This window comes from Desulfonema magnum, assembly GCF_017377395.1.
Taxonomy (GTDB): Bacteria; Desulfobacterota; Desulfobacteria; order Desulfobacterales; family 4be13; genus Desulfonema_C; species Desulfonema_C magnum.
On sequence record NZ_CP061800.1, the window covers coordinates 1,492,416 to 1,506,740 of the forward strand.

Annotated in this window: 8 protein-coding genes; 5 read left to right on the forward strand and 3 right to left on the reverse strand. The window is 45.8% G+C overall.

Annotated features, from left to right (window positions below; all coding sequences use genetic code 11):
* Positions 1–73: 73 nt before the first annotated feature.
* The 3 genes from dnm_RS05945 to dnm_RS05955 form a co-directional block, all read right to left on the reverse strand.
* Positions 74–934: an ABC transporter permease gene (locus dnm_RS05945; protein WP_246556227.1), complete on the reverse strand. Its 861-nt coding sequence runs from the start codon at positions 932–934 to the stop codon at positions 74–76.
* A complete protein-coding gene (locus dnm_RS05950) occupies positions 934–2,160 on the reverse strand; it encodes a quaternary amine ABC transporter ATP-binding protein (protein WP_207681778.1) in 1,227 nt (408 codons plus the stop codon). Before dnm_RS05950 ends, dnm_RS05945 begins: the two co-directional genes overlap by 1 nt.
* Positions 2,161–2,892: 732 nt before the next feature.
* Positions 2,893–4,989, reverse strand: a complete 2,097-nt coding sequence (locus dnm_RS05955; RefSeq protein ID WP_207681779.1) for a SpoIIE family protein phosphatase — start codon at positions 4,987–4,989, stop codon at positions 2,893–2,895.
* Between the two features lie 255 nt (positions 4,990–5,244).
* Between dnm_RS05955 and dnm_RS05960 the strand changes: the two genes are divergently transcribed.
* The 5 genes from dnm_RS05960 to dnm_RS05980 all read left to right on the forward strand — a co-directional run bounded on the left by dnm_RS05960 (position 5,245) and on the right by dnm_RS05980 (position 14,297).
* Positions 5,245–5,694 (forward strand): YcgN family cysteine cluster protein, encoded by a 450-nt coding sequence (locus dnm_RS05960; protein ID WP_207681780.1) that lies wholly within the window; start codon positions 5,245–5,247, stop codon positions 5,692–5,694.
* A 69-nt stretch (positions 5,695–5,763) separates the two neighbouring features.
* Positions 5,764–6,168, forward strand: coding sequence for a VOC family protein (locus tag dnm_RS05965; protein ID WP_207683607.1), 405 nt, complete (start codon positions 5,764–5,766; stop codon positions 6,166–6,168).
* Between the two features lie 451 nt (positions 6,169–6,619).
* Complete coding sequence (locus dnm_RS05970) at positions 6,620–12,805, forward strand: PKD domain-containing protein (protein WP_207681781.1); 6,186 nt, start codon at positions 6,620–6,622, stop codon at positions 12,803–12,805.
* Between the two features lie 279 nt (positions 12,806–13,084).
* Positions 13,085–13,492, forward strand: coding sequence for a DUF5658 family protein (locus dnm_RS05975; RefSeq protein WP_207681782.1), 408 nt, complete (start codon positions 13,085–13,087; stop codon positions 13,490–13,492).
* 388 nt (positions 13,493–13,880) lie between these two features.
* On the forward strand, positions 13,881–14,297 hold the full coding sequence (locus dnm_RS05980) for a hypothetical protein (protein WP_207681783.1): 417 nt from the start codon (positions 13,881–13,883) through the stop codon (positions 14,295–14,297).
* Positions 14,298–14,325 lie beyond the last annotated feature (28 nt).

A 14,325-nucleotide genomic window follows, 5' to 3' on the forward strand; every position in this document is an offset into this window, starting at 1 on the left:
GGAGGCGACCTGGTTTAAAATAAGTGATAAAAAATGGCAGCCCTCGCTGTCCTGTCTTGTTAATTTGCTTTGGCTATATCTTATATGATTTCTGTTGCTTTACTGCAAATCCGTGAGTAATCCGGTCAATGATAATGGCAAGCAGCACAATGCTCAGACCCGCTTCAAAACCTCTTCCGATTTCAATCCGGTTAATTGCCAGCAGCACTTCCAATCCCAAAGTACGCGCACCGATCATAGATGCGACCACGACCATTGCCAGCGCCATCATGGTGGTCTGATTCACGCCCACCATAATTGACGGAAAAGCAAGGGGCAGCTGGACATTAAAAAGAATCTGCCGGGGATTTGAACCAAAAGCTTCGGCAGCCTCTATCACACTTTCAGGAACCCCCCGTATTCCCACATTTGTAAGACGAATAACCGGCGGCACAGCATAAATAATAGTGGCAAAGACAGCGGGAACTTTTCCCAGTCCGAACAGCATCAGCGCAGGAATCAGATAAACAAAACTGGGCATTGTCTGCATGGCATCCAAAACAGGTCGGATCAGATTCTCTGCCAAATTGCTCCGTGCCATGACAATTCCCGTGGGAATTCCTATAATCAGCGAGATAATAACCGCTGCCGCGACAATCGCCAGCGTCATCATTGCCATATCCCAGTAACCAAAGCATCCGATAATGAAAAAAAGCCCGGGAATGATAAATCCGTACCACCATCGCCCCATGGCCCGCCATGCGAGAATGCCTACAAGAATCAGCACCAGGAACCAAGGCAACCACAGAAAAAAATTTTCCAATGAGAGGAGCACCTTGAGAAGTATGATACCTATTGCATCAAAAAAATCAGCAAATTCTGTCAAAACCCAATCCATCAGGCGATCAATCCAATCTGCCAGCGGAATATCCCATTGTTTCGGAAATTCAAACATTATTCTACCTCTGTATCCTGATACATGCTGTCAATGATTGTGTGATTGTAAATTATCCCCATGAATTTTTTATTCTCATCAATAACCGTGATGGGATAAGGACTCGAGGTCGCAAGGGGAAACAGTTCTTCGACAATCGTATCCGGCCCGCACACAGGCACATCAGTGATGAGAATATCGTGAAGCGCGCCCTGTTTTTTTCTTGCGAGTTCCCTCACATCATTGCGTGTTATTATCCCAACAAATTCACGATTTCTTTTTATAAAAAATGCAAACTCATCTTTAGCGGATCGGAACATATGACGGGTTGCCTGAGGTCCCTGCCATTCATGGATCAGCAAATCCGGTTCTTTCATAATCTGTCCTGAAGTCAGTACTTTTGCAGGGGAGGCATCTTGTACAAAATCTCTTACATAATCATTTTCCGGTGTGGCAATAATCTCTTCAGGAGTTCCCAACTGAATGATCTCCCCGTCTTTCATGATGGCGATCCGATCTCCGAATTTTAATGCCTCATCCAAATCATGGGTAACAAATATCATGGTTTTCTGTAAGCTGACCTGAAGATCCACCAGTTCGTCCTGCATCTGACGCCGAATCAGGGGATCCAGACCGCTGAACGGCTCATCAAGCAGCAGAATCTCCGGTTCCTGCGCCAATGCTCTTGCCATGCCGACCCGCTGCTGCATTCCGCCGCTGAGAGAGGACGGCAAGTAGTCTTCCCATTCTTTAAGTCCCACCGTTTCAATTGCCTCCCGTGCCCGTTCATAGCGATCTTCTTTGGACATGCCTCGGACTTTCAGCCCATAGGCAACATTATCTAATACCGTGTAATGCGGCAGCAGTCCGAAATGCTGAAATACCATGGCAGTGGTATAACGGCGAAAATTCATGAGCTGCTCTTTATCAAAAGCACAGATATCCTCATTATTGACAATAATCTTTCCCGCTGAAGGATTAATGAGACGAATCAGGCATCGGATCAGTGTGGATTTCCCGCTGCCGGAAAGTCCCATAATCACAAAGAATTCACCCCGTCTGACATTAAATGAAATATTCCGGAGTCCCAGCACACAGCGGGTTTTGTTTATCTCCTCTTTTGAGGCATTGCGTATGTCAGAACTAAGAAGATTACGGACATCCGTGTCCTTGCCGAAAATTTTCCATACATCTTCGACCCTGAGGATAGTTTCACTGTTTTCCGGCTCCGTTTTCTTATGTTCCATAAATTTTTCTTCTCCTTTGATACAATGGCGGATTATTCTTTGATAATCCCCCTTCACCATTACCATTCACTCCTGGTGATATTATTATACTGATACTATACCTCCTTTTTTGATGTCTTCCATATACCTTGTTTCCCTCCCTGATGAACCTGCTTCATTTAGCTGATACAAATTTATATGGGGAAATCGGATACGTTCCCAACCATATGTATTCGCGGCCTTTAAAGCGGCACGAGCTTTTTGGTTTCATTCTGTGAATTCTATCGGGACAATTTGGGGAAACCAAGACTATCCACAACCTTAACCTATTTGAATTATGTAATTTAAATTTCCAATAGCGAAATATGACACGCTTATAAAAAAACAGTAAATTATAAAAATTGTCTGAAATATTGATTTCACATACACGAATAAAAAAAAATTATCAACTGTTTTAATACCAGTTAAGTACAGCAATAAATATCCTGATCAGGCTAACTGATTGTAAAATATATAAAATATATCTGATTAAAAATGTTTTCAGGAACTATTAGGGAACTCGAAATAAACGCTCATGAAAAAGCCGGGTTTTTCACCCCCGGTTATGAAAATATTTTCAGATAAAAAACCCGGCTTTTCAAAATGTATTTTCACGGTAAACAATATACCCGATACAAAAAACGTAGGGTGGGTGAAGCGAAGCGCAACCCACCTTCTGCTGTGGGTTGCGCTTCGCTTCACCCACCCTACACGCTACCGAGGAAATCCGAATCCCGCGACCGTTACATCGTCCTGCCTTTCATATTCCCCGTGTTCTAGCCATTCATTAAAAACATGAATGAGTATTTCCCGCTGTGTTTCAAATGGCAGATGCACATTTTCCTTCAGAAGTTTTTTTAAACGACTGTTGCCGAAACGAAGCCCTTTTTTCCCGCCAAGCTGATCTGTGAAGCCGTCGCTATACATATAAAAGGACATCCCTTTTTCAATGGGAATCCTATGATTGGTGAATTTAAAATTCAGGTCAGAATTTTTATAGCCCAGGCTCTGCCTGTCGCCTCTGATGACTTTTAATTCCTCATTCTGAATGTAAATCAGCGGCAATTTTGCCCCTGCAAAAATCACCGAGGCGTTGTTTGTTACCAATTGTTCTTTCTCTGACAACTGAACAAAGCATATGGCAGCATCCAGGCCATCATTGGAAAGCGCATGTTCTGTGTCCTGCTGAAGTGTTTTTTTAATAATATAATTCAGACGGTTCAGAATTTCCGCGGGGTCATGGCATTTCTCAGTCCTCGTGATTCTTCTGATAGCGGAAAAAACAAGCATGGTCATGAATGCTCCGGGTACGCCATGTCCGGTGCAGTCAATCACTGAGATAAGAACGCCGTCTTCAAATCTGTCAATATGATAAATATCTCCGCTGACAATTTCGCAGGGCTTCCAGATAAAAAAGCTGTCAGGCAGACAGGATTTCACTGTTTCCAAAGGGGCAAGCAGAGACCGCTGTATGGTTCTGGCATATGTGATACTCTCCGTAATTTCCCTGTTGGCTTCCTCAACTTTTTCAAGGGTCTTGTTAAGGTCGCTATTTTTTTGGTCCAGTTGTTCATTGGCAGAGGCCAGTTCCGCTGTACGCTCTTCCACCAGTTCTTCAAGATGATCCCGATGTCTGGCCAGTTCTTTTTGCATCTGTTCCCGCTCAATAATCTCTTTTATCGCTAAAAACCATGTAAGGGGCGTGACAATGAGGATACTTATCATTGCAACAAAAAAAAGCATTCTGATGATCTGTTGCCGGGCCTTCCGAGTTTCCTCTTGTGACAGCAGCACACTGAATGCTCCGATAACACGATCTTTTATCAGAACAGCGACAAGTCCCTCAAAAAAATTTCCTTCGCTGACACGGCGTTCTTTGTATATGATTTTTTTTGTATCAATCATATGGGATGAATCCGGGCGTTCTGAAACAACAGATACTTGGCCGGCGAGCTGAGGAGACTCGGAAATTTGGGAAGTCTTATGATTCAAAAGATATTCTTTTTCCAGAGAAGTGTATGAGCTTAACGTTCCCACATTCAAATTTATTCCCAGGAAAAGATTGATTTCTTTGTCTGTCATATCTGACAGGCTGCGGATAAAAGGAGCATCCAGGCGGCGAGAGACTTGTACCAGTCCGTTTTGAACGAGTTCCAGTTTCAGCGTATCAGGATTCAAAATGCTGACCCGGAGAGGTGACACGGCTGTCACTCGGAGGCAATTGTCTCGTTCTTCAATACTCGTGTTCGGAGTTTCCGGCAGGGGGAGTCTGTGTTTCAAAAAGGTTTGCCGAAGCCTGTTTTTTTTCTGCCATTGTTCGGTCCGGGGAGGAACACCAGGAGGAACAACAGCCTCCCATAAATGTCCTTCGTCATGATCTGACAGATAACTCAGGCGGGCCTGATGGCTTTCCAGACTGACAGCGCACATGCGTTTGCCGGCAGCATTGTAAAGAACCAGCATGGGAATGCGGCTGGCCATTGCCACTTCATACAGCGATATTGTCAGTTCCCTTTTTTCTCCGTCCAGCATCTCTGCCAGGGATTTGTTACCCTTATTTTCCTGGATAAAATTTGCTTTGTTCGCGTATTCCTGATTATTACTGATCCTGATGGCGGTCTCTTTCATAACGGATTCCATTTCCCGGATATGGAGACGGATCACTTTGGCAGCATGGCAAATTTCCTGCTGTGCCCGTTTTTCGCTCTGCTCCCACAGTAAAAAAAAGATAATGGCTGTCACCAACATGATGGATATGACAACTGACAGCACACCATTCAGAAGTATCTTGGTTTTAATGTTGAGTGTCATTGTTTCTTTCGGGATGATGTGAGATGAAGAGATATTTTTCAATTCTACAACTATTACTCTTTTTTACAGACATTGTAAAGGGGGATTTTTTCTGCCCATATTATGTCCGTGTTTGCAAAAAATCCGTAGGCACGGGATATTTGCAACAGCTTCAGCCACAATGACAAAAAAATTTGCTTTCCCAAATTTTTTTCGCTATAGGTTTCTTTTACAAAAAAATTTGCGCTTCGAGTGATTGTTACAAAGGATGTCTTTATGTCTGAGTTTCAGGAACCTTTTTGGAAAACAAAATCCCTCTCACAGATGACTCATGAGGAGTGGGAATCATTATGCGACGGCTGCGGGCTGTGCTGTTTGCGAAAATTGGAGGACATGGATACAGGCGAGGTTTTTTATACCGATGTTGCCTGCTTTCTGTTGGATATAAAAAAATGCCGCTGCAAATCTTATCAGAACCGGACCCTGCTGGTACCGACTTGTATGATATTGGAGCCGGCTAAGGTAAAAGAGATTCGTTGGCTGCCAAAAACCTGCGCCTATCGTCTTCTGGCCGAGGGTAAGGAACTGCCGTGGTGGCATCCGCTACGCTCCGGCAGTGATCAGACCGTTCATGAGGCCGGTATTTCGATACGCGATAAAGTGATCTCCGAGAAATATGTTCATCCCGAGCAACTGACAGATCATATTGTCGAATGGGAGATTTGATCGGGCATTATCGGGGGCGTCCGACCTCTCTTTAACCCTTAGCTTTTCCTTTAACTTAAGGAGATAATGATGAAAGTAAACAAAGTTGATCATATATGTATTGCTGTCAGGAGCATAGATGATGCCCGAAAAATTTGGGAACCCATATTGGGGAAATCCGGACCAGATGACGAGTATATTGATGCGCCTGAAAAAATCAAGGTGGCAAGATACATGGTGGGCCAAGTGGGCTTTGAACTGATGGAATCCACCTCGCCGGACGGAAAGGTGGCCAAGTTTATCGAGAAACAGGGTGAGGGCGTGATGGTCGTCAGCTTCAATGTGGATAACACCCGTGAATCTGTGGCCGAATTAAAAGAAAAAGATTATCCTTTTATCGGCGGTGTCAGACCTTTCCGTGACTGCGAATTTGCCTTTATACATCCTAAGAAGGTGAACGGGGTTCTGCTTGAGCTGATAGACGATAAGTGGTAACAGTTTAAAAACAAAGAATTCAGCAGATTGAAATGTTTCCGGACTGTGCGCTGTGCGCAAAGAAACCCGGCTTTTTTTCAGGACGAGGCGATCTTCCCCGCCGGAAAAAGCCGGGTTTCTCCCCCGTTCGCCGTGTCCGCCTTGTGACACCCCGAAAACTTTTCGATCTGCTGAAATTTTAAAAAAACAAAATGCAAAAACAGATCAGAATCTTATATCGTTTTTATGCTTTGGCGCGGAAGCGCAGTTCCGAGATGTTTCGCGTCATAAAAGCGAAACATGGAAACGAGGATTTGCAGGTCTGATGCGGAATTTTTGATCTGATGAATATGAATCATTTAAAATAAACGCTCATGAAAAAGCCGGGTTTTTTCGCCCCCGATTATGAAAATATTTTCAAATAAAAAACCCGGCTTTTCAAAATGTATTTTCACGGTAAAGGAGAACCATAATGGAAATAAAAATGAATACCTATTTAACCGTGGTGAAAATTTTCTTTGTTTGCTGGGTAACGCTGATGTGTTTTTCCGTGTTCGCGCCAACAAGTCTGTGGGCTTTGCCGGATAAGTACGAACCCGACAATACATGGGAAATCGCCAAGATCATCCCGCTCAACAATCAGAATCCGTTCACTCAGCATATCCCGGGCTATGACTGGTTTCAGTCCCGTAATTTTTACAACGTCAATGATGAAGACTGGGTCAAATTTTATGCGCTCAAAGGCGAAACATATAAAATTGTCGCCAAATGTATCGGTGAAAACTGCGACACAGTGATTGAACTGTATGACATAGACGGACAAACACTGCTAAAACAGGCAGATGACTATTCCGGTCCCGGGGATTCCCCTGAATATGTGGAATGGGAATGTACTTTTGAAGGCTTTTATTATGCCCGGATCACCCTGTGCGATCCAAGTGCGGAAGGATGTGACGCGTTTTACGGAGAGGGAACAGAATATGAACTCCAGCTGACCACCCCCGCGTGCCTGTGCGCCGGGGTTATTTACGGACAAATAACGCCCTCTGACGCGGCGGCATTTTTAACGCTGTCGGACGATACCGAAGAGATACAGCGTAAAACCATGACAAATTCAGACGGATATTATTATATGCTCCACACCCCCAGACCTGTTTCCGGTTCGACATTTACCCTGACAGCTCAGGCAGAAGGATATGAACCCCATACCCGGGAGGTTGTTGCCAAAGGATATGAGGGGACCGAAGTGAATATAACCCTCGTCCCTCTGCCTCCTGATACCGAACCGCTCGTGTCCATCACATCTCCGTATTCAGATGCCACCATTAATGAGGGAGATTGGATTTATTTTCAAGGAAGTGTTGCTGAGGGAAATGCACCGCTCACTTATTTATGGGATTTTGGTGGCGGTGCTGTCAATTCTGACTTGAAAATCCCCGGAAATGTGGTTTTTGAAACCCCCGGCGTTTACACGGTCACTTTTACTGCTGCTGACAATGACGGGGATACGGGCAATACCTTTGTGACGGTGACAGTCATCCCTGATACCCAACCGGACACGGTCATCACCTCTCCGTCTTCGGACATGACCATTAAAGAAGGCACTTCACTTAATTTTCAGGGAACCGTGACACAAGGAAATGCGCCGCTGGCCTATTTATGGGATTTTGACGGCGGCGCTGTCAACTCGGATGTAGAAGACCCCGGGAATGTATTTTTCCAAACAGCAGGGGTTTATATTGTCACCTTTACCGCCACTGATCATGACGGAGACAGGTCCGAAGCATCAGTGACAATCACAGTTGAAGCCGCGCTCACCGCCTCAATAACATCCCCAGATTCAGATAAAACGCTCTATGAAGGCGAGTCACTTAATTTTAAAGGGCTTGCTGCGAATGGCGACGCACCGTTCACATATTCATGGCATTTTGACGGTGCGGCTTCGGATTCTGATTCGGAAACTCCCGGACCGGTCACATTCGGAACTGAGGGAAATTATACTGTTACTTTTACTGTTACCGATAAACACGGAGAAACAGCCAGCGATTCAGTTACAATAACAGTGAAACCTCCGACTGCCCCGGATCAGTATGAATCTGACGACACCCGGGAAAGCGCCGCTCTCATCGCCATCAGCAATGAACACCTGCCCAGTCAGCAGAACCCGGCATATAAATGGTACCAGCTTCATAATTTTCATATTGTCAGCGATGAAGACTGGGTAAAGTTCTATGCGCTGAACGGGGAAACATACAAGATTACCGCAGAATGTATCAGCGAGAACTGCTGCACAATTATTGAGATTTATGACACAGATGCACAGACCCTTATCATAAGGGCCGAGGCTGAGTCGGCTGAATTTGACTGTCCTTCGGACGGTGTTTATTACGCGAGAATTACCCTTTGCGATCCTGATGCTCAGGGCTCTCAGACATCTTATGAAGAAACAGAATACGAGCTGAAAGTGACCCTGCCCGAACGTGTGTTCACCGGACTTGTTTACGGAAAGGTCACGCCCTCTTATGTGACAACATTTCTGACACTGACAGATGATAACGGGCATATGCACTGTAAGACAATAACAGATGCCGATGGAAAATATTATCTGCCCTGTGAATCCGATTTTTTGTTCATTTTGACAGCGGAAGCGGAAAGATTTCTGACAGATACGGAAGCTGTTTTTGTCCCGCGGGACAGAACTGCCGAGGTGAATATAAAACTGACTTCCGAGTTTCCGCTGACGGCCAAATTCAGAGCCGAACCTGTTGCCGGAGACGCACCGCTGACTGTGCAATTCACGGACCGGTCCGCAGGGGAGGTGAGCGAATGGTTATGGGATTTCGGGGACGGTACCACCAGCATTCTCCAATCTGCCGAACACATTTATTCTGAGGCAGGAACATACACGGTTTCTCTGACTGTCAGCGGACTCGGAGAAGAAGATACCAAAATAAAAACAGGTCACATAAAGGTCAGCGAACCGCCGCCCACCGCTAAGTTCAGCACCGAGGAAAGCAAAGAAACACCGCTGGCCGTGCAATTCGCAAATGAATCCCTGGGCGATATTACGTTATGGGTATGGGAGTTTGGTGACGGAGCAGTAAGCACCAAGGAAAATCCCCCGGCTCATACTTATCCCGAGATAGGAACATACACGGTTTCACTGACAGTGAGCGGGCCCGGAGGCAGTGACACGGAGACAGCGACGGTCACGGTAAACAGGCCCGATACCGAACCTGTTGTGTCAATAACGTCTCCGGCTTGGGATATGGCTGTTAATCAGGGAGAGTCCGTTTATTTTCAAGGCGATGTCACAAATGGCGAATCCCCGTTGACCTATTCCTGGGATTTTGACGGCGGCGCTGTGAATTCCGAGGAAAAAGTTCCCGGATATGTGGCCTTTTTCACGACAGGGGTTTATACCGTCACTTTCACAGTAACGGACAGACACGGAGACACAGGCAGCGCATCCGTAATCATAACCGTATATGCGGATACCGAACCTGTCGCATCCGTCATCTCTCCTTCCGAAGACGTGACCATCAATAAGGGCGACTCTGTTTATTTTATGGGGGACGTTACAAATGGAAACGGGCCGTTTAGCTATTCCTGGGATTTTGACGGCGGCGCTGTAAACTCCAATTGGAAAAATCCGGGAAATACCAGCTTTCAAAATCCGGGAGTTTATACCGTTGTTTTTAAAGTAACAGATAATGACTCAGACATGAGCAGCGCATCCGTAACCATCACAGTCGTCGAAGAGCCGGTTGATACTGAACCTGCCGCGTCAGTGGTGTCACCGGATTCAGATATGACCATCAATGAGGGCGACGCGGTCAAATTCGAGGGGAGTGTCACCAATGGAAATGCGCCATTCAGCTATTTATGGGATTTTGGCGGCGGTGCTGAGAATGCTGATCTCGAAGTTCCCGGCGATGTGACCTTTGCCACCGCGGGCGTTTATGCTGTCACCTTCAGCGTAACGGATAATGACGGAGATACAAGCAGTGACTCGGTAAAAATAACAGTGGCCGCGGATACCGAACCCGCGGCATCAATCACCTCTCCGGGTTCGGACATGACTATCAGTGAGGGCGAAGCTGTTCATTTCGAGGGGACTGTCACCAATGGAAATGCACCATTGGTCTATTTGTGGGATTTTGGCGGCGGGGCGGAAAATGCTGATCTCGAAGTTCCCGGACATGTGACTTTTGCCACCGCGGGCGTTTATGCTGTCACTTTCAGCGCAACGGATAATGACGGAGATACAAGCAGTGACTCAGTAAAAATAACAGTAAAAAAAGCGGTGGTCAATACCGCGCCGCTTGCGTCAATAGCGTCTCCGGCTTGGGACAGGATCATCAATGAAGGGGATTCGCTTTATTTTGAGGGATATGTTACAAATGGGAACGCGCCGTTTACTTATTTCTGGGATTTTGGCGGCGGCGCTGTGAATTCCGACTTTCAAACTCCGGGATATGTGACATTCCTCTATTCCGGCGTTTACAGTATCACATTCACGGTAACAGACAATGACGGGGATACCAGCAGAACCTCTGTCACGGTAACGGTAAATGAAGCTGCCGCGGACACGGTTCCGACAGCATCAATACCGTCTCCGGCTTCAGATACGGTCATCAGTGAAGGAGACTCGGTTTATTTTGAGGGAGCGGTTGTGAACGGGAACGGGCCGTTTATCTATTCCTGGGATTTTGGCGGCGGCGCTGTGGATTCTGTCTCAGACATTCCCGGAAACGTGATCTTCTCCGCAGCGGGCGTTTACACCGTCACTTTCACTGTAACAGACAATAACGGCGATACGAACAGCGCGTCTGTTCAGGTCACGGTCAACAAAGTTTCAGACGAGACTCCCCTGACAGCTTCAATAACCTCTCCGGATTCGGACAGCGTCATCAGTGAAGGGGACTCGGTTTATTTTGAGGGAGCGGTTGTGAACGGGAATGAGCCGTTTATCTATTCCTGGGATTTTGGCGGCGGCGCTGTGAATTCTGTCACAAAAGTTCCCGGAGGCATGACCTTCTCCACTACGGGAGTTTATACTGTCACATTTACAGTAAAGGACAATGACGGAGATACGAGCAGCGCGTCTGTTCAGGTCACTGTCAACGAAGTCTCAGATGATACTGCTCTGACAGCCTCAATAACATCTCCGACTTCGGAGATGACCATTAATGAGGGCGGCTCAGTTTATTTTGAGGGAGAAGTGACGAACGGGAACGGGCCATTTATTTATTTCTGGGATTTTGGCGGCGGCGCGGAAAATGCTGATCTCAAAGTTCCGGGGAATGTGACATTCTCCTCTGCGGGGAATTATACTGTCACCTTTGCAGTAACGGACAATGACGGCGATACGAGCAACGCGTCTGTCCTGGTCACGGTCAACAAAGCTTCAGGCGATACCATTCCCTCGGCTTCAATAATATCTCCGGCTTCGGACATAACCATTAATGAGGGCGGCTCAGTTTATTTTGAGGGAGAAGTTACGAACGGGAACGGGCCATTTATTTATTCCTGGGATTTTGGCGGCGGCGCGGAAAATTCTGATTTCAAAGTTCCGGGGAATGTGACGTTCTCGGCCGCGGGAATTTATACGGTTGTTTTCAAAGCAACGGATAATGACGGCGATACTGACACTGATTCAGTCACGGTGACAGTAAGCCCGGGCATTTATAAGCCTGATCTTTCTCTGCCGAATGATGCTCAGGCAAATGTGACATTAACACCTGAACTCCGAGTAAAAGCCTTGTCCGCACCGGGTTATGTCCATGACAGGACCCTGTGGCAGATCAGCGAATCACCTGATTTCTCCGCTCTTGTTTTTGAAAAGACAAGTGATTCTCATGTCACGTCACTGACGGCTCCGGAATCGGTTTTGGATGAGGGCAGGACATACTATTGGAGAGTCCGATTTTACAATGACAAGGACACTGCTTCTGAATGGTCAGCAATCTATTCATTCACAACCCTTGCAACCGAAAATGATGTAAATGCAGACGGTGTGCCGGATGATCAGGAAGCTGATGACACCGTTGATTTGAACCAGGACGGAACACCTGACAGCGCCCAGAATGATATCAAGTCGGTTAAAGCCGAGGCAGGAGACTGGCATATGGGAATCAGCGGGTCTGTAAATGTTGTTTCCATTGAGTCCGTGAAGTCTGTGTCCCCGGATAGTATTTCTGACATGGTGAACCGGCCGGAAGATATGCCGCTGGGACTCATCAGTTTTAAAATAAAACTCGGGAATCCCGATGAGACAGCCAAGGTGACGGTTTATCTTTCCGAGGCAGTGTCATATGATACCGGGTGGTATAAATACGATTCTGTAAACGGCTGGCAGAATTATTCGGCGCATGCGGTGTTCAGCAAGGACAGAAAATCCGTCACACTGGAACTGAAAGACGGCGGGTTTGGTGATGCTGACGGCATAAAAAACGGCTTCATTACAGATCCGTCAGGACCTGGCAGTGCCAAAAAAAGCAGCAGTAACGGCGGAGACAGTGACAGCAGTTGTTTTATCAGTGCTTCGGCTGAAGGGGGGGCAGCCCTGTCTCCTGAGGCTCTGATTATTTCGGTATTCATGATGCTGTTTCTGGCAGGCTGTGCGGTGACAGAGTGGTTCAGAAAGAAAATGTAAGAGACTGGGTCCATGGCTGGCAGCTGTCCGGGGAGGCCCCGGGTGAAAATGACAAGAAATTCGGATAAGAAGCGGAAGAAAAAATTCTGTTCTTATCCGACTTCCCTGTAATTTTGTTCTTTCATCAAAAAAACGTCTTGACTTACCCTTTTATGAAACTTAAACTTAATAGTTTACTGAATTTCGGTGGGTCACCCTACATATCTATTATTATGATACAGATACACGCCGAATTCAGACATTAATACTCGGAAAACAATTCATTATGAAAACGTATCTATGGAATTAGTTAATAAAAGACTGACCAGGCATCTGTTAATGGGTATTGCAGCTTATATTCTCTTTGCAGGCTTGGATGTCTGCTTTACATTAAAAGGTATTCAGGGGGATGTTTTTTTGGAAGGTAATCCCCTTATGAAATATATGATGGAGAGTTTCGGTCCGCTCAAAGGGTTACTCATTGAAAAGACTTTGGTTTTTATTCTGGCTTTGACAGTGGCTGTGATTTCCTATTCGGGTATTGAAAAAGACTCGGACTGGATTTATTATTTAACATTGTCAAAAATGACAAAAAACTGGATGAAACGTAAAAAGCGATATACGATAGCCTTTATACCGCTTTATATTGTGGCGGCAGCTCAGGGAATTGCAGCTTTAAGCTGGGTGAAACTGTTATTTTCAGAGTAGCCTTATCTGATGAGCCTTTTAAAAGTTGTCAATATCTGACAATGGCTCGGACAGTTTTTCAAAATTAAGCACAAGCTGAATTTTCGGCGAACTGAAGGAAGCCCCGGTATTTTTACCGTGAAAATACATTTTGAAAACCCGGGTTTTTTATCTGAAAATATTTTCATAACCGGGGGTGAAAAACCCGGCTTTTTCATGAGCGTTTATTCTTGGAAATCGCCTAAGGTGATTTCCGGAAAAGAATATACCTTCAGTTCGTAGTTCCGCCTTTAGGCGGTGTCACACCGCCTAAAGGCGGAACTACGAACTCAGTATGTAACCTCAGCACTGCCTTATCACTGCTGTTTAACATATAAAAAATTATGATACAGAATGTAAGGAGTTGAATATGAAAAAAGAAACTGAGCAGGAACTGAACGCGTTTATTGAAGAATGGAAAGAAACCCCTGAAAAGAACAAAGAAGTATTTTTGCATTTCAGGGAATACCTGAGTAGAAAAGAAGGTGTCACTCTCGACTTCATGCAGCGCCCCGGTCTCACCTATTCTCTCAGAGCTGTTCATGCATCTCAGAAAAAAAAGGACCTTTTTGTTATGGTTGATGTCATTGAAGATGATCCCCGATGGCTTTCAATCTGTTTTTATGGTGAGATGATTGCAGACCCGGAAGAAAAAGGCGACTTTGTACCGGAGGGACTGCTCGGCGAAGATGCTGTGTGTTTCGATCTTGAAGAACGGGATGAGGTGTTAATCCGGTATGTCGAAGCCCGTATGGATGAAGCCTGTCAGAAAGCTGCAACGGAGTAGCTTTGTTTCCGTTTATGTTCCTGCATCA

What these genes read in the sequence shown, in the direction of transcription:
- dnm_RS05980 (WP_207681783.1), top strand. Translation starts at nt 13,881, where the DNA reads ATGAAAAAAGAAACTGAGCAGGAACTGAACGCGTTTATTGAAGAATGG.
- dnm_RS05945 (WP_246556227.1), bottom strand. Translation starts at nt 934, where the DNA reads ATGTTTGAATTTCCGAAACAATGGGATATTCCGCTGGCAGATTGGATT.
- dnm_RS05950 (WP_207681778.1), bottom strand. Translation starts at nt 2,160, where the DNA reads ATGGAACATAAGAAAACGGAGCCGGAAAACAGTGAAACTATCCTCAGG.
- dnm_RS05960 (WP_207681780.1), top strand. Translation starts at nt 5,245, where the DNA reads ATGTCTGAGTTTCAGGAACCTTTTTGGAAAACAAAATCCCTCTCACAG.
- dnm_RS05965 (WP_207683607.1), top strand. Translation starts at nt 5,764, where the DNA reads ATGAAAGTAAACAAAGTTGATCATATATGTATTGCTGTCAGGAGCATA.
- dnm_RS05970 (WP_207681781.1), top strand. Translation starts at nt 6,620, where the DNA reads ATGGAAATAAAAATGAATACCTATTTAACCGTGGTGAAAATTTTCTTT.
- dnm_RS05975 (WP_207681782.1), top strand. Translation starts at nt 13,085, where the DNA reads ATGGAATTAGTTAATAAAAGACTGACCAGGCATCTGTTAATGGGTATT.
- dnm_RS05955 (WP_207681779.1), bottom strand. Translation starts at nt 4,989, where the DNA reads ATGACACTCAACATTAAAACCAAGATACTTCTGAATGGTGTGCTGTCA.